The 16,390-nt window shown below is 67.6% G+C and carries 20 protein-coding genes; 7 read left to right on the forward strand and 13 right to left on the reverse strand.

Translation table 11 applies throughout. The features are described 5' to 3' along the window. Window positions 1-9: 9 nt before the first annotated feature. The 5 genes from ACFQ9R_RS17420 to ACFQ9R_RS17440 form a co-directional block, all read right to left on the reverse strand. Window positions 10-390 (reverse strand): NADH-quinone oxidoreductase subunit A, encoded by a 381-nt coding sequence (locus tag ACFQ9R_RS17420; RefSeq protein WP_056819816.1) that lies wholly within the window; start codon window positions 388-390, stop codon window positions 10-12. A gap of 372 nt (window positions 391-762) precedes the next feature. Then, window positions 763-1,164: a hypothetical protein gene (locus tag ACFQ9R_RS17425; protein ID WP_378991733.1), complete on the reverse strand. Its 402-nt coding sequence runs from the start codon at window positions 1,162-1,164 to the stop codon at window positions 763-765. 92 nt (window positions 1,165-1,256) lie between these two features. After that, the gene (locus ACFQ9R_RS17430) at window positions 1,257-2,189 is read right to left on the reverse strand and encodes a hypothetical protein (RefSeq protein WP_378991734.1); all 933 of its coding nucleotides are present in this window, start codon (window positions 2,187-2,189) and stop codon (window positions 1,257-1,259) included. A 52-nt stretch (window positions 2,190-2,241) separates the two neighbouring features. After that, window positions 2,242-2,589: a thioredoxin family protein gene (locus ACFQ9R_RS17435; protein WP_378991736.1), complete on the reverse strand. Its 348-nt coding sequence runs from the start codon at window positions 2,587-2,589 to the stop codon at window positions 2,242-2,244. Beyond that, window positions 2,586-3,059, reverse strand: coding sequence for a MerR family transcriptional regulator (locus ACFQ9R_RS17440; RefSeq protein WP_378991738.1), 474 nt, complete (start codon window positions 3,057-3,059; stop codon window positions 2,586-2,588). The genes ACFQ9R_RS17435 and ACFQ9R_RS17440 overlap by 4 nt, the downstream gene beginning before the upstream one ends. A 126-nt stretch (window positions 3,060-3,185) precedes the next feature. On the opposite strand from ACFQ9R_RS17440, the gene ACFQ9R_RS17445 reads away from it, so the two are divergent. Continuing rightward, a complete protein-coding gene (locus ACFQ9R_RS17445; RefSeq protein WP_378991739.1) occupies window positions 3,186-4,265 on the forward strand; it encodes a class 1 fructose-bisphosphatase in 1,080 nt (359 codons plus the stop codon). Between the two features lie 31 nt (window positions 4,266-4,296). Here ACFQ9R_RS17445 and ACFQ9R_RS17450 read toward each other — a convergent pair whose 3' ends face one another. The 5 genes from ACFQ9R_RS17450 to rox form a co-directional block, all read right to left on the reverse strand. Continuing rightward, on the reverse strand, window positions 4,297-4,650 hold the full coding sequence (locus ACFQ9R_RS17450; RefSeq protein WP_378991741.1) for a PLD nuclease N-terminal domain-containing protein: 354 nt from the start codon (window positions 4,648-4,650) through the stop codon (window positions 4,297-4,299). Window positions 4,651-4,710: 60 nt separating this feature from the next. Continuing rightward, the gene (gene dinB, locus ACFQ9R_RS17455) at window positions 4,711-5,946 is read right to left on the reverse strand and encodes a DNA polymerase IV (protein ID WP_378991743.1); all 1,236 of its coding nucleotides are present in this window, start codon (window positions 5,944-5,946) and stop codon (window positions 4,711-4,713) included. A gap of 33 nt (window positions 5,947-5,979) precedes the next feature. Then, window positions 5,980-6,453 (reverse strand): flavodoxin family protein, encoded by a 474-nt coding sequence (locus ACFQ9R_RS17460; protein ID WP_378991745.1) that lies wholly within the window; start codon window positions 6,451-6,453, stop codon window positions 5,980-5,982. 91 nt (window positions 6,454-6,544) lie between these two features. After that, window positions 6,545-7,435, reverse strand: a complete 891-nt coding sequence (locus ACFQ9R_RS17465; RefSeq protein ID WP_378991747.1) for an RNA polymerase sigma-70 factor — start codon at window positions 7,433-7,435, stop codon at window positions 6,545-6,547. 105 nt (window positions 7,436-7,540) lie between these two features. Next, window positions 7,541-8,980 carry a rifampin monooxygenase gene (rox, locus tag ACFQ9R_RS17470; RefSeq protein ID WP_378991749.1) on the reverse strand — a complete coding sequence of 480 codons (1,440 nt, stop codon included), beginning with the start codon at window positions 8,978-8,980 and terminating at the stop codon, window positions 7,541-7,543. A gap of 215 nt (window positions 8,981-9,195) precedes the next feature. Here rox and ACFQ9R_RS17475 point away from each other — a divergent pair, with 215 nt between their 5' ends. The 6 genes from ACFQ9R_RS17475 to ACFQ9R_RS17500 all read left to right on the forward strand — a co-directional run bounded on the left by ACFQ9R_RS17475 (window position 9,196) and on the right by ACFQ9R_RS17500 (window position 13,354). Beyond that, entirely contained in the window at window positions 9,196-9,573 is a 378-nt protein-coding gene (locus tag ACFQ9R_RS17475; RefSeq protein WP_378991750.1) for a BlaI/MecI/CopY family transcriptional regulator, read from the forward strand. 66 nt (window positions 9,574-9,639) lie between these two features. Next, a complete protein-coding gene (locus ACFQ9R_RS17480) occupies window positions 9,640-10,752 on the forward strand; it encodes a winged helix DNA-binding domain-containing protein (RefSeq protein ID WP_378991752.1) in 1,113 nt (370 codons plus the stop codon). 49 nt (window positions 10,753-10,801) lie between these two features. Then, window positions 10,802-11,881, forward strand: coding sequence for a dihydrodipicolinate reductase (locus tag ACFQ9R_RS17485; protein WP_378991753.1), 1,080 nt, complete (start codon window positions 10,802-10,804; stop codon window positions 11,879-11,881). Next, window positions 11,878-12,357: a carboxymuconolactone decarboxylase family protein gene (locus tag ACFQ9R_RS17490; RefSeq protein ID WP_378991755.1), complete on the forward strand. Its 480-nt coding sequence runs from the start codon at window positions 11,878-11,880 to the stop codon at window positions 12,355-12,357. Before ACFQ9R_RS17485 ends, ACFQ9R_RS17490 begins: the two co-directional genes overlap by 4 nt. Before the next feature lie 98 nt (window positions 12,358-12,455). Beyond that, window positions 12,456-12,866: an NUDIX domain-containing protein gene (locus ACFQ9R_RS17495; RefSeq protein ID WP_378992046.1), complete on the forward strand. Its 411-nt coding sequence runs from the start codon at window positions 12,456-12,458 to the stop codon at window positions 12,864-12,866. An 8-nt stretch (window positions 12,867-12,874) separates the two neighbouring features. Beyond that, a complete protein-coding gene (locus tag ACFQ9R_RS17500) occupies window positions 12,875-13,354 on the forward strand; it encodes a hypothetical protein (protein WP_378991756.1) in 480 nt (159 codons plus the stop codon). Between the two features lie 9 nt (window positions 13,355-13,363). Here the strand turns inward: ACFQ9R_RS17500 and ACFQ9R_RS17505 are convergent, their stop codons facing one another. From ACFQ9R_RS17505 to ACFQ9R_RS17515, 3 genes are all read right to left on the reverse strand, one after another. Beyond that, complete coding sequence (locus tag ACFQ9R_RS17505) at window positions 13,364-14,140, reverse strand: MerR family transcriptional regulator (protein WP_378991758.1); 777 nt, start codon at window positions 14,138-14,140, stop codon at window positions 13,364-13,366. Window positions 14,141-14,256: 116 nt separating this feature from the next. Beyond that, a complete protein-coding gene (locus ACFQ9R_RS17510) occupies window positions 14,257-15,378 on the reverse strand; it encodes a serine hydrolase domain-containing protein (RefSeq protein WP_378991759.1) in 1,122 nt (373 codons plus the stop codon). 98 nt (window positions 15,379-15,476) lie between these two features. Next, the gene (locus tag ACFQ9R_RS17515; protein WP_378991760.1) at window positions 15,477-16,223 is read right to left on the reverse strand and encodes an alpha/beta hydrolase family protein; all 747 of its coding nucleotides are present in this window, start codon (window positions 16,221-16,223) and stop codon (window positions 15,477-15,479) included. Window positions 16,224-16,390: the final 167 nt, after the last annotated feature.

Here is a 16,390-nt window from a genome sequence, read left to right on the forward strand (position 1 = left end):
ATTTCCCACTCATTCCCAGCTGAGGCCGCCGCGACGCCACTCGTAGGCGTAGGCGACAGACACATTGACGATGAACAGCGCCATCGCGGCGAGACCGAACAGCCCGAGCGTGTCGAAATGCACGGCCCACGGGTACAGGAACACGATCTCGATGTCGAAGATGATGAACAGCATCGCCGTGAGGTAGTACTTCACCGGAAAGCGCTGTCCCGCTGCGTTTCCCGGACCGCCGGCGATGGCGTGCGGGGTCGGCTCGATGCCGCATTCATAGGGTTCGAGTTTGGCCCGGTTGTAGCGTTTCGGGCCGATCAGCGACGCCATGATGACGGAGAACACCGCGAACGCCGCGGCGATGGCGCCGAGTACGAGTGCGGGCACCTCGATATTCACGACTGCACTTCCCCTCCTCGCTGGAGCAGGCCGAGCCGTGTGGCCCGGCCGCGGACGGCAGCTTTCGGCGAGACGGGGCCGACAACGTTGTCCGCCGAACCGGGGCTCGCGCAAGGCTGTGCAGCGATGGCGGAGCGTTATACAAGAGCCCGTGCTCGTGTGAGCTAGAGCACAGACTACCGCCGTTTCGGGGGTCCGCCGCACGTTTCCGGGGTGGGGTTTGATCGATATCGGTACCGCGATTCATGAGCGATACGGGGGTAATCGGCTCCGGGCATGCGGCGGCGAACCACTGGCGTTACCAGTGGTGATAGATAGAAAGGTGCGAAGCGGACTATCCGACAGGTCGGGACGATGCCCGGATGGTCCTGTTCAGCGGGCGAGCAGGATGCCCGCGACCGCGTTGGTGAGCTGCATGGCGTCGATCGGGTGGGAGACGGCGGCCTCGGCGCGCGACCAGTTGGCCAACCAGGCGTCATCGGGTCGGCCGGTGAGCACGACCACCGGCGGGCACTGATCGATCTCGTCTTTGAGCTGTTTGGCGATACCGAGTCCACCCGTCGGGGCGGATTCACCGTCGAGGATCGCCAGATCGATCCCACCGGCATCCATCTGCTCGATGACCACCGGCGCGGTAGCGACCTCGAAGAATTCGAGCTCCGGTAGGTCGGCGCGCGGCTTACGGCCCAACGCGAGGATCACCTGTTGGCGGGTATCGGCATCGTTGCTGTAGACCAGCACACGCAGAGGGGTGGAACCATGGGATTCGGCCACGCTCGGATCGTACGTCCGAGGGTGGCGCCACCGTGGCAGGTTCGCCGGATCGACCAGTCGCGCAGTGGTATCGATGACAGCGGGCCCGGCGCTCACGACCGCGGAGGTAGATCGAACACGCCGCGGATGCCGGTGAACAGGCTCTCGACGTCTGGGCCGAAGGTGATCGCGGCTTCGGTGATCGCGGAGAGCGCGCCCTGCAACGGATCGGTATGCCGCGCATGGAAAACCGTGTTGAGGGCGAAATGGGGGCGACTGATGTTGCCGCGGTCGTACGGATTCGGCGTGGGGCTGGGGGCCTGCGCCACTTCCCGCACGACGCTGCTCTGGAAGCTCGCCTCGTCGGGTCCGTACTGGTCTTTCTCCAGTCGCGCGAACGCGGCGTCGTTGTCGTGGAAGGGTTCGGGCAGCGGTGCGCCGGATGCGAGCGCGTCCAACGCGGGGCGCACCCAGACACGATCGCTGAGACCGGCGAGGTCGTAGGCGCGCTGTGCGCAGTACTCGGCCAGTCGACGCAATCGCGTGGCGGCTATCGACTCGGCCAACGCACGGTCGTAGCCCGCGAGTTCGCGTCCGTGATAGCTGCCGGCGAAGGCTGGTATCGGGTCGCCGCCCCATTCCTCGCGGTCTCTGGCCTGGGCCTGTGTGCGGAGCTCTCGCTGCCGGTCCGATTCGGGCTCGGGCAGATTCGGGGCAGGCTCGGTCGGCGGTGCGGCGCTGTTGGCGGGAATGCCGTAGCCGGGCATGTCCCACTGTCGGGCCGTTCGAGGAGCGGTGCCGTCGTCGGGCCAGAGCCGGATTCGCCAGTGGTCGCCGGGGGTGGTGTCGCCAGGCCAGCCGTAGTTCGCGAAACCCGTTCCGGCGATCTCGGCAAGGTAGTCGCCGGGCGGCACGGGTGCGTCGGCCCAGCCGTCGACGGGTGAACTGATGGTCAGCCCGTGCTCGCCGATGTGTAGCCGGGCTTCGCTGACCTGCTGCCACTCGCCCTCGTCGGCCGGTCGCCGATCCCACACCTGTATGTGCACAGCCCACCGACAGCGATCGATGGGTGTTCTTGTGGGGGCGGAGGTTTCGGGATCAGTGACGCACTGCGTCGTCCAACTCGGCGAGGAGCCGGGCCTTGGAGCGGGCGCCGACGAGGGTGCGCAGGAGTTGGCCATCGCGGAAGAGCAGCAGCGTCGGAGCGGCCATGACCTGGTAGGTGCGGGCCGTGAGTGGGTTCTCATCGGCATTGAGCGTGCGAACGGCGAGTGTGGCCGCACGTTCGCGGGCAACGTCGGCCAGCGCGGGGGCGATCATTTTGCACGAAGGGCACCACGTGGCCCAGACGTCCACGAGAACGAGGCCGGGGTGGGCGAGCACGTCGTGGTCGAATGTCTCATCGGTCACCGCGACGGTGCCGGCGATCGCAGAACTCAGGGTCATCGGGATTCCTCTTGTTCGGTGGGGATGTCGTGTGTTCGCTCGGCCTGCTGGGTCGCCGCATCGGAGGGCTGCAGAACGGAGACGGCCGTCGGCCACGGAAGCCGTCGGGTGGTGCTGTGGCGGTGTGCGGCCTCGCGGAGGCGATCGGTGAGGGCGTCTCTGCGGGCGGTGAGGGCGTCGATTTCCGCGGTCAGTGCGTCGATGGTCCGCTGGTATTCGGCCAGGGAGGCGGGACAGTCGTCGACGTGTTCGCTGCCGGTTGCCAGGCAGTCCAGAAATGGGCGAGTCTCCTCTACCGGGATGCCCAGACGGTTCAGGGATCGGATTTCGCGCACCAGGCGGACGGTGTGGTCGTCGTATTCGCGGAAGCCGTTGGGGTGCCGTTCGGGTGCGACCAGCCCGAGTGCCTCGTACCGCCTGATGGCCTTGGGGCTGAGCTGAGCCAGCCGCGCGAGCTCTCCGATCCTCATGCAGCGAATGTAAACGCTGCCCCCAGGGGCAAGGTCAAGTGAGAGTTCACATTGCCTATCGGCGGTCGGTGAGCCATTCTGAAAAGGGCAAGGGACGCACCGGATTTCGCAGGGGGTCGTGACCGAATGCCGAATGGACCGAAAACGCTGACGCGGTACACGATCGAGGAAGAGCATCGGCATCCCGGTTCGTCGGGGGAATTCTCCGCGCTGGTGAATGTGGTGGCAACGGCGGCGAAGATCATTGCCAATCAGGTGACTCGCGGGGCGATCATCGGGTCGGGGGTCGAGGACGAGACGTCGGTGAGTGGGCGGCTCGATGTGTTGACCGATGAGATCATGGTGGGACAGACACAGTGGTCGGGGCATCTGTCCGGGTTGTTGTCCGAGCAGCATGCGACGGTGCTGCCCGCGACGCAGCGCCGGGGGAAGTACCTGCTGGCGTATGACGCGTTGGACGGGTCGAGCAATATCGACGTGAATCTGCCTGTCGGTTCGATTTTCAGCATTCTGCGGGCGCCGGAAGCGGTGGTCGCCGGCGACGCCGAACCTGCCGACACCGACTTCCTGCAGCCAGGAGTGGAGCAGGTCTGTGCGGGGTTCACCCTGTACGGGCCCGCCACGATGTTGGTCCTCACCACGGGCAGTGGCGTCGACGGGTTCACCCTCGATCGGGAGATCGGTGCGTTCGTGCTGACTCATCCGCAGATGCGAATCCCGGAGGACACCTCGGGTTTCGCGATCAATGCCGCCAACGAGCGATTCTGGGAGCGGCCCGTGCGCCGGTATGTGCTCGAGTGCCTGGAGGGAGTCGAAGGGCCACGCGGGCGCGATTTCAATATGAGGTGGGTGGCGTCACTGGTGGCCGATACCTTCCACATCCTGACCAGGGGCGGGCTGTATCTGTACCCGCGCGATACGCGAAATCCCGCACAGCCGGGCCGAGTCTCGCTGCTGTACGGGGCGAACCCGATCGCGTTCATCGTCGAGCAGGCGGGCGGGGCGGCCACGACCGGGCACGAGCGCATGATGGAGGTTCCCCCGGCCCAGGTGCATCAGCGGGTGCCGTTCATCTTCGGTTCCCGCAACGAGGTGCTGCGCATCGAGCGGTATCACCGGGAACCGGACGCGGGCAAGCGGTTCGACAGTTCACTGTTCGGAACGCGGTCCTTGTTCCGGCCCGCCAAACACGATCAGCGCACGTAGATGCGCGATCGGCACAGTGCTTCGCGGGCGATCAGGCCGGGTCCTGGTCGCGTTCTTGCTGTTGCCTGCGGGCCTCGCGACGTTGCTGTTCGGCACGCTCGCGCAAGCCGCGCAGGAAGGCCTCGTCGTCGTCGGGATTCGACGCGACCCGGCGACCGGGGCGATCGTATTCACCGAACCGGGTATTCGAGACAGGTCCTGACTCGCCGACCGGCCTGCCCGCGAACAGCCACAGCAGCGCACCGATCGTCGGGATCAGCACGACGACGATGATCCACCCCATCTTCGGTAGGTGCCGGATGCCCGCGTCGGGTCTGGTGATGATGTCGACCAGGCAATACACCCACAGGGCGAGAGTCAGAAAGCCGATGACGGCGTATGGCATTCGGCGATTATTCCACGCCCACTCGCACGGTGGATTTGTAGTGGTCGGTGACCACCGATGTCAGTCGGGCAGGAGCGGGACCGAGAGCCCTTCGCCGCTGCGCAGGAGTGCGGCGCGGGTGACGGCGGTGGAACCGAAGCGGCGGCGCAGGTCGTCGAGAGTGGCGTCGAGGGTGTTCTCGGCGCGCGCGTCCAGCGGCAGGGTGAGTTGCATGGTGTCGGCGTCGTCGAGGTTGGTCAGCGAGAGGCCGATCAGGGTGATGCCGCGTTCGATGATCAGCGGTTGAGCGGCGTGCAGCAGCAGGCGGGCGGCGTGGCGGATCGCGGTGGAGGCATCGGTGGCTTCGACGAGGGTGTGCGATCGGGTGGCGCGGGTGAAATCGTCGAAACGTAAGCGCAGCACCACCGTTCGGCAGACGCGGTCGGCGGCGCGCAGGCGGCGGCCGAGGCGGTCGGTGAGGCCGTCGAGGTAGGCGGCGATCTCGTCGGGGTCACGCGGGCGGCGGCCGAGGGCGCGTTGGGCGCCGATCGAGCGCCGTCGTTTGCCGGTTTCCACGCGGCGTGGATCGCGAGCCCAGGACAGGGCGAACAGGTGACGGGCCGCGGCGGGGCCGAGGATGGCGCGCAGGTGGGGTTCGCCGAGTTCGGCGAGCTGGCCGATGCGGGTGATGCCGTTGGCGTGCAATGTCGCCGAGGTGACTTTGCCGACGCCCCATAATCGCTCCACCGGCAGTGGATGCAGGAAGTCGAGCTCCTTGCCGGGTTCGACAAAGCGTAACCCGTCGGGTTTGGCGACGGCGGAGGCGACCTTGGCGAGGAATTTGTTGCATGCGATGCCCACGGAGATGGGCAGGCCCACCCGGCCGGCCACCTGCGCGCGCAGCCGGTGCCCGATGTCGATCGGGTCGCCGCTGATCCGGCGTAACCCGCTGACGTCGAGGAACGCCTCGTCGATCGAGATCCCCTCCACCACCGGGGTGGTGTCGTGGAATACCGCGAACACCGCTTTGCTTGCCTCGGCATAGGCCGACATCCGTGGCGGCACCACGATCGCGTGCGGACACAGGCGCAGCGCCTGGCCCGCGTTCATCGGCGTGCGGATCCCGAACGCCTTGGCCTCGTAGCTGGCCGCCAACACCACCCCGCCACCCACGATGACCGGTTTGCCACGCAGCCACGGCTGGTCACGCTGCTCGACCGAGGCGTAGAACGAGTCGAGGTCGGCGTGCAGGATCGAGGCCTCGGCGCGGGACTGGATACGCGGGCGACGCGGGGCGGCGGAATCGGACACGAACATATGTTCGCATCGGGGTCCGACGAGTTCGGCCTTTCAGGGTGTGGAGATAGTCCTGGCCTGCAGGTTTTCGGCGAACTCGCGCGCGGCGGTGAGGTCGGTGGCGTCGGGGTGGCCTTTGCGGATACCGCCCACCAGGCGCAGCGGCAGCCAGGTGTCGAAGCCCCGGCAGTCGAACGCGTCGACCACGTCGAAGCCCTTCTTCTCGATGTCGCGGGTCAAGGTGGTGACATAGCGGCGAAACGGCGGTTCCGGGAATCCACTGGTGCGGAACACGAACGCCTTGCCCCCGTGTCCGGCCGGCAGGGAGGCGATGAACCGGCGCAGTTCCGGATGGAAAGCCATGTTGTAGATGCCCGAGCCGAAGCCGACGAGGTCGTAGTCGGCGAGCCCGGCCGGATCGATGTCGGCGGGGGCGACGACCCGTCCGCCGAGCACCTGGCCGATGGTTTCGGCGACGCGCTGGGTGTTGCCGTGCGAGACCGACTTGCACACGAGGATGACCTTCATGGGGATGGTCCTTTCGTTCCGCTGCGTTGCTGGACACCCTCGGAGACACCGCTCGGGTTCCGAGCGTGACATGCAGGTGCTGTGCCCTCCGTCACAGCGTGCGTTCGGCCGCGATGTCGAGAATGCGCACGACGTCGATGGACTGCAGTTTGTCGGGGTTGCGGATCGCGTAGAGCCCGGTGACGAGGTCGTCGGTCAGTTCGACCACCAGCACGGTATCCAGGGCGCCGTTCTTCGATCGGGCGATCACCGTGGGCTGCGCGTTGAAACTGCCGAATTCGACTGTCGCGCCCGCCATCGAGTTCTGGGTCAGCCCGATCAGGAACCGCGCCACGGGCTCGGCGCCGATGATCGGGCGGCGCGCGGCACTCACACGGCCACCTCCGTCGGAAATCTGGAGGACGTCGGGCGCGAGCACCGCCATGAGGGCGCTGACGTCGCCGGTGTTGGCGGCCAGCAGGAAGCGGCCGATCACCGCGCGGCTGGTGTCGGAGTCCGGTTGGAAGCGCCGTCGCCGCGACGCGACGTGTGCGCGGGCCCGGTGGGCGATCTGCCGCACGGCGGTGTCGGATTTGTCGATCATCTGCGCGATCTCGCGATGGCTGTGTCCGAACACCTCCGACAGCACGAACACCGCGCGCTCGGTGGGACCGAGAGTTTCCAGCACGAGCAGCATCGCCATCGACACCGATTCGGCCAGCAACACATCCTGCCCCGCGTCGGGCGCGGTACGGATCGGTTCGGGCAGCCAGGTGCCGACGTAATCCTCGCGGCGCCGCCGGACCGTGCGGAGATGATTGATCGCCTGACGGGTGACGATCTGCACCAGATACGCGCGCGGATGCGTCACCTCCGTCGCGTCGCGCCAGCGAAGGTAGCTGTCCTGCAACACGTCCTCGGCATCGGCGGCACAGCCCAGGATTTCGTAGGCGATCGTGAACAGCAGTGGCCGGAATGTGGCGAATGTGTCGGACTCGGTCATCGGGCCACCCCTGCGCGCCTCATACACCGATGATTCCGGGCGACAGCGAGTCAGCGCAACCACGCTGTCGCGCAGACGATCCCCGTCGATGCTGCGGGCGACACCTCATATCGCTGCGGTGCTGTCGCGCTGACCGAACCAGACAGGCAGCTGGTCGAGGAGATCCTGCTGCTCTCGACCGACCCATGCCACATGCCCGTCAGGGCGAAGCAGTACCGCGGGGGCGTCGAGTTCTTCGCTGACATCGACGATGTGGTCGACCCGGTCCGCCCATCCCCGCACGCAGAGGTGGCCGGTCTGGTCGAGCAGCAGTCCACGGCCCGCGTGCATCTGCGCGTAGAGGCGACCGCGTTTCAAGGCGATATCGCGCAATCGCCGACCGAGCAGTGGGTCGCCCTCGCCGAAGTCGTAGCGGATCGCGATGGCGATGATCTTCTCGGTGAGACAGCGGCTCACCTCGTCGAATTCCATCAGCTCGGATACCAGCCTGCGTACTGCCTGTGGTCCCGCGTCCAGCGACATCAGCTCCATCTGGGCGCGGGTGTTGTCGAGCACGTCGGCGGCCACGGGGTGGCGTTCGGTCTGGTAGGTGTCGAGCAAGCCCGGCGGCGCCCAGCCGTTGATCTCGGCGGCCAGTTTCCAGCCGAGGTTGAACGCGTCCTGCACGCCCAAGTTCAGGCCCTGTCCGCCGGTGGGCGGGTGGATATGGGCGGCGTCGCCTGCCAGCAGCACGCGGCCGACGCGGTAGTGCTCGGCTTGGCGGGTGCCGTCGCCGAAACGCGACAGCCACCGCGGCGAGTGCACGCCGAAGTCGGTGCCCGCGGTGGCGATGAGCTGTCGTTTCATTTCCTCGAGGGTGGGCGCGACAGCCCGGTCCTCGGCGACTCCGGCCGCGGGGGCGAGGACGCGGTAGACCCCGTCTGCCAGGGGCATCGCGCCGAATCGCAGCTGGGTCTTGCGGACTTCGGTCATCACCTCGGTGATCGTTTCCGGTGACGCGGTCAATGCCATTTCGCCGAGCAGGGTCTCGACCCGGCTCGGCTCTCCAGGGAACGCGACACCGAGCAGCCTGCGCACGGTGCTGCGGCCACCGTCGCAGCCGACGAGATAGCGCGTACGCAACCAGGTGCCGTCGGCCAGTTCGACGGTGACCGCGTCGTCGCGCTGGTTCACGCCGACCACTTCGGTGCCGCGCCGGATCTCGGCACCGAGTGCGGTGGCGTGCTCGCTCAGCAGCTGATCGGTGCGGGGTTGCGGGATGGCCAGGACATAGGGGTGGGCGGTGTCGAGTCGCTCGGGCGCCGGTGTGGGGATGCCGGCGAAGAATCCGCCGAGCGGATGCCGGCGTCCGAGCGCGAGGAACCGGTCGAGCAGGCCGCGCTGATCCATGATCTCGATACTGCGCGCGTGCAGGCCGAGCGAGCGGACGATCTTCGTCGGCTCCGCGTCCTTCTCCAGCACGACCACCCGCACCGCTTGCAGCCTCAATTCGGCGGCCAGCATCATGCCGGTCGGTCCACCGCCGACCACGATCACGTCGATCATCGACTACTCCCCTTCGACAAGATTCCCGCAGGTTGCGGGCTCGCCGAAAGATTGTGCGGCATCACCGGGGTCTTGCCGCAAGCCCCGGGGTGCGCTATATGTTAGAGGTGGCGAGGAGTGGTTTTCCCTCCTTGCCTTTGCCATGCTCGCGACTCTCACCGAGGCGGTGCCGGTACTGTGAAGCGGTTCGGGCAAGGTGAAGGAGTCGGTCGGCGGTGCGTGGTTTCGGGGATCTCGAGGCAGTGCTGATGGATCGGCTGTGGGACCGCGATGTGGACACGACCACGGTGCGCGAACTGTTCGACGAGCTGGCGACCGAGCGCGACATCGCCTACACCACCGTGATGTCGACGATGGACAATCTGCACCGCAAAGGCTGGCTGGCCCGCGAGCGTGAGGGCCGCGCGTACCGGTATTGGCCGACGGTGACCCGCGAGGAACACAGCGCCCGGCTCATGCACGAGGCGCTCGGTGTGGGCGGGCGCTCCGACCTCGTCCTCAACTATTTCGTCGACCGGATCAGTGACGACGAATTCGCGGGATTGCGAGCCGCGTTGCGCCGTGTCGCCACCCGGCGGACCGAGGCGAGTTAGCCCGATCGTGTCGGAGTGATCTGATCTGATGGGACACCGATGGGATCGGTCACGGGGACGGGACGCATGCTGAGTGTCGGATGGGATCAGGTGTTCGCCTGGCGGCTGGGCCGCCAGTTCGTCGCGGCACCGACCGCGGGTTCTGCCGAGGATGTCGCGACCCGGTTGGCCGGGGTGCAGGCGCAGGTGGCGTCGGCGGCGGAGATGGCTGTGGCGGTGCGCAGTCCCGATTCCCGCGGCCTCGGTGTCGGTGCGGCGTTGGCCGCGGGCACGTTGATCAAGACCTGGGCGATGCGCGGCACGCTGCACGCGATGGTGCCCGAGCAGGCCGCGGCTGCGCTGTCGCTGATCGGATCGGCGCGGACGTGGGAGAAACCGTCGTGGCAGAAGACGTTCGGCGCGACCCCGGCGCAGGTGGCCGGTCTGGTGGAGGTGGTGTCGGGAGTCCTGGCCGGTCAGGTCCTGACCCGGGACGAACTGGTCGAGGCGGTCCTCGCCGAACCCGGCTTCGCCCACCTCGGTGAGCAGTTGCGCTCCGGCTGGGGTGCGGTGCTCAAGCCGTTGGCCTGGCAGGGCGCGCTGTGCCACGGTCCCGCGCGCGGGAGCAAGGTCACCTTCACCGCGCCGGGCGACCTGACTCCCGGGTGGAAGGGCATCCCGGAACCCGATATCGCCGCACCGGCGCTGATCCGCGCTTATCTCGGCGCGTACGGTCCCGCGACCCCGGCGGCCTTCGACGCGTGGCTCAGTCGCAACAGCGTGCGCACAACCGTGCTGCGCGGGTGGTTCGCGGCGATGGGTGACGCGCTGACCGAGGTCGACGTCGAAGGACGGATCGGCTGGATTCCGAGCGAGTTCGCCGACGATCTCGCCGCGGCGACGCTCGACGGCGGTGTCCATCTGCTCGGTCCGTTCGACCAGTACGTTCTGGGACCCGGTACCGCCGACACCGTGCTGCTGCCCGCCGAGCACCGGTCGAAGGTGAGCAGGACGGCGGGCTGGATCTCGCCGCTGGTGCTGGTCGACGGTCGCATCATGGGCACGTGGGAACAGGTCGACGACACGGTCGTCGTGTCGATGTTCGACGCGCGCGAACTCCCCGAGCGCGCCCTGACCGCAGCGGTGAACCGGCTGGCAGCGGCTACCGGCACACCAGGGCTGGGCGTCCGCGCGAGCTGAGATTTCGGATACGCCAGTCGACGAACCAAGCGCTTGCTACGGTGGCTCGATGATCCCCACGATCGTCTGGGGCACCGGAAACGTCGGCCGCGCGGCCATCCGTGCCGTGGCTGCCCATCCGGCGCTGGTTCTCACCGGGGTGCTCGTGCACAACCCCGACAAAGTCGGCCGAGACGCGGGCACGCTCGCAGGCCTCGACACCGAATTGGGGGTGGCCGCCGTCGACGACATCGACGCGCTACTCGCCACCGGACCCCAGGCGGTGGTGTACGCGGCGTCCGGAGACATCCGGCCCGACGACGCGCTCGCCGACATCGTGCGGGCGATCCGGGCCGGCGCCGTCGTGGTCACCCCGGCCCTCTACGCCCTCTACGATCCGCGCAACGCACCGGCCGAAATGCGCGAGCCGGTGCTGGAAGCCATTGCCGCGGGCGGTGGTTCGCTGTTCGTCTCCGGGGTGGATCCCGGCTGGGGCAACGATGTGCTGCCGCTGTTGATCAGCGGGCTCGCCGCCACCATCGACGTGGTGCGCTGCCAGGAGATCTTCGACTACTCCACTTACGACCAACCCGACTCGGTGCGCTACCTCGTCGGGATGGGACAGCCGATGGATTACCAGCCGCCGATGCTGATGGCGAGCGTGCCGACGATGGTGTGGGGCGGCCAGATCCGGCTGATGGCCAGAGCATTGGGTGTCGAACTCGACGAGATCCGCGAAACCGTCGACCGGCGCGCCCTCGACGCGACAGTGCAGACCACCCAGATGGGGGCGTTCGACGCGGGCACGCAGGGGGCGGTGCGGTTCGAGGTACAAGGCATCGTCGACGGGCAGGCGCGCATCGTGATCGAGCACGTCACCCGCATCCATCCCAGCTGCGCACCGGACTGGCCGACACCACCCGACGGTGACGGTGCCCACCGGGTGATCATCGAGGGTTCGCCACGCATCGAGGTCAGCGTCGAAGCGACCGATGAAGGCGGCAATCGCGCGGCGGGCGGAAACGCCACGGCGGTGGGACGTTTGGTCAATGCCATCGACTGGCTGGTCGAGGCGCCGCCCGGTCTCTATGACGCACTCGATGTGCCGCTGCGCGCCGCGGTCGGCAAACTCGGAAGGACACCACGATGATCATCGACATTCCCGAGGGCAAAGATCCCATCGGCTACGTATGGGGCGAGATGGTGCCCGGCATCGGCGTCGCCGCGGCGGCATTCTCGCTGTCGGTCTACGAGCACTCCACCCTCGGCCTGCGTGAATTCGAAGCGGCCCGGTTGCGGATCGCCCAGATCAACGGCTGCCTGTTCTGTCAGGACTGGCGCACCGAACGCGACGGACAGAAGGTCGAAGCGGAATTCCCCGATGCCGTCACCCACTGGCGTGACACCGACCGGTTCGACGAACGGACCCGCCTCGCCGCCGAATACGCCGAGCGCTACGCCACCGACCACCACGGCCTCGACGACGAATTCTGGGCCAGGATGTTCGCCGAGTACTCCCAGGCCGAGGTGGTGGAGCTGAGCATGAGCATCGGTTCCTGGCTGGCGTTCGGCCGCCTCAACCGGGTGCTCGGGCTGGACACCGTGTGCGTGCTGCCCGGCCACTGACCGCCGGGTGCGCCAGAGGTAGCACCGCCTCGCCGGCGGCCGGGCGCCAGGGACTGGGCAACACCGTCGCGCCCGCGCCGATTAAGCTGCGGGCCGTGATGGAACCTGCGAGACAGCAGCTCATCGATACGGTGGCCTGGGTACTGATCGAGAACGGTCGCATCCTGTGTGCCCGCCCGCGCGGCAAGGACGTGTTCTTCATCCCCGGCGGCAAACGGGAAGGCGTCGAGACCGACCTGCAGACCTTGGTCCGCGAGGTCGCCGAAGAACTGACCGTCGAGCTCACGCCCGACAGCGCCACCCACGTCGGCACCTATGAGGCCGCGATCGCCGACGGGCACGACACCGTCGTCCGGATGGCGTGCTACACCGCCGACTATCGCGGGGTGCTCACGGCAAGCAGCGAGATCGAGGCGCTGGCCTGGTTCGGATTCGGTGACCGCGATCTGGTTCCCCCGGTCGACCAGTTGTTGTTCGACGACCTCGCGGCGGCCGGGTCGCTGCGGTGATCGGCGCGGTGGCACGGTCGGCGTTCTACGAACTGCTGGCACTGCCACTGGCCTTCACCCGGGTGCGGACCCGGCTGCGGGTGCCGCGACTGCTCTTGCGCGAACCTGTCGGCGCCCACGACATTTCCCTGCGACGCTGCCTGATCCAATCGGTGCTCTCCGGTGGTGTCGGGCTGCTCGGCTGGTTCCTCGCGATGCTCAGCGTGCTGGTTCTGGTGCGTGGGTTCGCCTATCCGTTGGTTGCCGCCGACAGTTACCAGACCTCGTGGGGCGGGCCGACGCTGGCGGGCGCGTGGCTGGTGCACGCGGTGTCGGGTGCGTTGATCGCGCCGGCATTCGTCGCGGTGATCGCCCTGTGCGGCCGGTTACAGCTGCGGGTGACGCGGACTGTCCTCGGCGGTGACCGGTCGTGGTGGGCGATTCCGGTCGCCCTGGTTCTCGTGGCGGCGGGCGGGTTGTTCTTCGTCGCGTGGGTGCGGCAGATCTGAGCGTGCGGGTCAGCGAGATCCGGGGATGTAGACGCCGGCGGCCCGCAGCTTCGCCTCGACAAGGGCCGAGAGCCGGGCCGGGGCCGATTCCTGCTCTTCACCATGGTGGCGGATCAATTTGTAGCGTGTCGCGGCGTCTGTGCGGGCTTGCAGGCCCGTCACGATCTTCAGCTGGTCGGGGTGGGCGAGATAGTGCTCGGCCAGCGCGGTAGCCACTTCCTCGACGCGCGGGTCGTCCGGTTCCCAGCTGGCCGATTCCGAGGCGCGCCTGCTCAGGGCGAGGAACTCGGTGTCTTCTAGGGCGTTCTCGACGTTGGTGAGGTAATCGTCGAAGCCCTCCGGGACGAGCGCTCTGGCCAGCACCCACCCTTCCCTGGCCGCGGCCACCTCCGCCGGGGGAAAGCCGAGGCCGGGTAGGCGCGCGAGCAGCTCCACCGCACGGTCAGGCAGCAGCGTGCGGTCGCCGTCGGCCAGCCGGTGCAGCGTGTCTCGGCGCACGATCAGTTCCTCGATCCGCTCGGTGAGACGCCGTTCGACGTCGGCGAGCTCGGTGGCGAACGCGTCGGCGTCGGCGTCGAGCAGCGATCCGATCTCGGCCAGCGGAACTCCGGCGGCGGCGAGGGTTCTGACCTGCACCAACCGCAAAAGTTCGGCCGAACCGTAGCGCCGGTAGCCGGAGCTGTCGCGGGCCGGTTCGTCGAGCAGACCGTTCTTCTCGTAGTGCCGCACGGTCTTGATCGTGACACCGGCGAAAACCGCGGCCTGGCCGATCGTGACGCCGTTCATCATCTGCTCAGTCCGCCTTGTTCGAGGTAGTCCTACTCAGAAAGTTGACCTTGATGGTGCGTCGAGGTCAAGCATCCGGGGTCGTGACCAGCTGGGCGCGACCCCGGAAGGTGCGTTCAGGCCGTAGCGGCACCGAACACTTCGTCGAGCAGTCGCTGCGTCGCGGCCTGGAACGTCGCCGACATCGACAGGTCGGCGTCGTCGATGTAGTTGAGTGCGGCGGTCATGGTCTTGGTGCCGTCGAGCGTGCTGTACATCAGCGCAGCATGGCCACCGTGGCCGCCGTTGTGGGTGATGACGGTGCCGGTCTCGGTCTGCTGGACGAACACCCCAAGGCCGTAGCCGACCTTGGCTTCGGGGGTGAGCATCTCGGCCAGCAGCGGGGCGGGCAGCAGCGTGCCGCGCAGCAGTGCGGAGAGGAAGGTGTGCAGGTCCTTGCTGGTCGAGATCATGTCGCCGCCGCTGGAAATCCAGGACGGGTTCTGGGAGGTGACGTCGACCGTCTGCTCCACCCCGGCGTCGTCATAGCGGTAGTAGGCGTGGGCGTGCGGTCCGCCGATCTCGGTCGAGGTCTCCGGCACGACGGTGTCGCAGAGCCCGAGCGGGCCCAGGATCAGTCGCTGCATCTCCTCGGCCAGCGAGTGTCCGGTGACCGCTTCGATCAACAGCTTGGCGAGCGCGTAATTGGTGTTGGCGTAGCTCCAGTCCGTGCCCGGTTCGAACCGCGCGGGCTTTGCCAATGCCAACCGCACCAGCTCGTCGGTGTGGTGGGTCTGGAAACGGTTGTCCACCCAGTCTTTGCCACTCCAGGCGACGACTCCCGGCGCGCTCGTCCCGTCTTCGTAGAACTCGCCGGTGAAGTTGAAGATCCCGCTGGTGTGCTGCAACAGCATGCGGACGGTGACGCGCGGATCCAACTCGAACCGGGGCAGGTAGTCGACGGCGGGAGCGTCGAGGGCGATCGTGCCCTCGGCTACCAGTTGCAGGACCACGGTCGCGACGAAAGTCTTGGTATTGCTGCCGATCCGGACGCGCCCGTTGATCGGCGGTGGTGCGCTCTGGCCCAGCTCGCTGCGCCCGGCGCTGCCGACCCACACGCCCTGCTCGTCGTCGACTCGCACGTGCAGGCCGACGAATCCGGTGGCGACGATCTCCTCGATGGTCTGCTGCAGGGTCGGATAGTGCTGTGCGGCAGTGGTTGTGGTGGTGCTCGCTGTGGTGTTCGCGTTCGAAGTCATGAGATGAGCGTCCACGTTGACCCAAGGTCAACCGCAAGAGTGATCTGGGTCACTCGGAGTGTCCGGGTCTGATCGTGCCGGACCCGGACACGCCGGTGTCAGGCTGTTCGGGCCAGGTGGCGGGTCAGGAATTCGGTGGTGGCGTTCAGCTGGAACGCCGGGACCTGGGCGTGCCCACCGGGGTTGGCGTGCAAGGTCTTCTCCGCCGAGCCGAACGCGTCGAACAAGGCGAGCGCGCTGTCACGGTCGACGTATTCGTCGTTCCACTGGAGCAGGAACTCGACGGGGACGGTGATCGAGGCGGCCGCCTCGGTCAGGGATCGGTGACCGAGCAGGCCGAAGACGGCGGCGGAGATCCGGGGGTCCGCCGCGGTCAGCGCGACACCGATGGCGGTACCCAGCGCGGCGCCGCAGTACGCGACGGGGGCGTCGACACCGATGCTCGCAAGTTGCTGCACTGCGTCGAGGGTTGCCTGCCATTCGGGGACGGCGCGCGCGGCCAGCGAAGCGTTGTATTCCACGATGATCGGTGCGACGGGCTCGCCCGCAGCTCGGGCATGCCGCAGCGCGGCAATGAGGTCGTCGTCCGCGGGAGTTCGTGGCCTACCACCGTGGCCGGGAGCGTCGATCGCGACCACGGTGAAGCCGCAGGCGGTGACGAAATGCTGAGCACGCGCCACGATGCCCGGTGCCTGCTTGTGCTGACCGCCGCCGTGGCCCATCAGCACCACCGGGGCGATGGTGCCGGAATCGGCTGCGCGAGACCAGAGAACGCCGGTGATCTCACCCAAGGTGAAATGGCGTTCGGCGACACCGTTCGACGATGTGTGTGCGGTGAAATGCATGATTGTGCCCTTCGGGAGTGCCTTGTGGGGGCGCTCCCGGCGACCTTGGCGTCAGGCGGCCGACCGTGCTGGGCGGGAGCACCCATGGACTACTGCGTTGATGGGTCTCACCTCCTTCTGCGATGTCACGGACACCGCGACGCTACCAGGCCGACAGCGCCGCGCCG

Origin of the sequence: Nocardia sp. NPDC056541 (assembly GCF_042794235.1) — a bacterium.
Taxonomy (GTDB): domain Bacteria; phylum Actinomycetota; class Actinomycetes; order Mycobacteriales; family Mycobacteriaceae; genus Nocardia.

Excerpts from the sequence above, each read along its gene's own strand:
- ACFQ9R_RS17435 (WP_378991736.1), bottom strand. The coding sequence starts at position 2,589 with ATGACCCTGAGTTCTGCGATCGCCGGCACCGTCGCGGTGACCGATGAG.
- ACFQ9R_RS17440 (WP_378991738.1), bottom strand. The coding sequence starts at position 3,059 with ATGAGGATCGGAGAGCTCGCGCGGCTGGCTCAGCTCAGCCCCAAGGCC.
- ACFQ9R_RS17445 (WP_378991739.1), top strand. The coding sequence starts at position 3,186 with ATGCCGAATGGACCGAAAACGCTGACGCGGTACACGATCGAGGAAGAG.
- ACFQ9R_RS17450 (WP_378991741.1), bottom strand. The coding sequence starts at position 4,650 with ATGCCATACGCCGTCATCGGCTTTCTGACTCTCGCCCTGTGGGTGTAT.
- dinB (WP_378991743.1), bottom strand. The coding sequence starts at position 5,946 with ATGTTCGTGTCCGATTCCGCCGCCCCGCGTCGCCCGCGTATCCAGTCC.
- ACFQ9R_RS17460 (WP_378991745.1), bottom strand. The coding sequence starts at position 6,453 with ATGAAGGTCATCCTCGTGTGCAAGTCGGTCTCGCACGGCAACACCCAG.
- ACFQ9R_RS17465 (WP_378991747.1), bottom strand. The coding sequence starts at position 7,435 with ATGACCGAGTCCGACACATTCGCCACATTCCGGCCACTGCTGTTCACG.
- rox (WP_378991749.1), bottom strand. The coding sequence starts at position 8,980 with ATGATCGACGTGATCGTGGTCGGCGGTGGACCGACCGGCATGATGCTG.
- ACFQ9R_RS17480 (WP_378991752.1), top strand. The coding sequence starts at position 9,640 with ATGCTGAGTGTCGGATGGGATCAGGTGTTCGCCTGGCGGCTGGGCCGC.
- ACFQ9R_RS17485 (WP_378991753.1), top strand. The coding sequence starts at position 10,802 with ATGATCCCCACGATCGTCTGGGGCACCGGAAACGTCGGCCGCGCGGCC.
- ACFQ9R_RS17490 (WP_378991755.1), top strand. The coding sequence starts at position 11,878 with ATGATCATCGACATTCCCGAGGGCAAAGATCCCATCGGCTACGTATGG.
- ACFQ9R_RS17495 (WP_378992046.1), top strand. The coding sequence starts at position 12,456 with ATGGAACCTGCGAGACAGCAGCTCATCGATACGGTGGCCTGGGTACTG.
- ACFQ9R_RS17505 (WP_378991758.1), bottom strand. The coding sequence starts at position 14,140 with ATGAACGGCGTCACGATCGGCCAGGCCGCGGTTTTCGCCGGTGTCACG.
- ACFQ9R_RS17510 (WP_378991759.1), bottom strand. The coding sequence starts at position 15,378 with ATGACTTCGAACGCGAACACCACAGCGAGCACCACCACAACCACTGCC.
- ACFQ9R_RS17515 (WP_378991760.1), bottom strand. The coding sequence starts at position 16,223 with ATGCATTTCACCGCACACACATCGTCGAACGGTGTCGCCGAACGCCAT.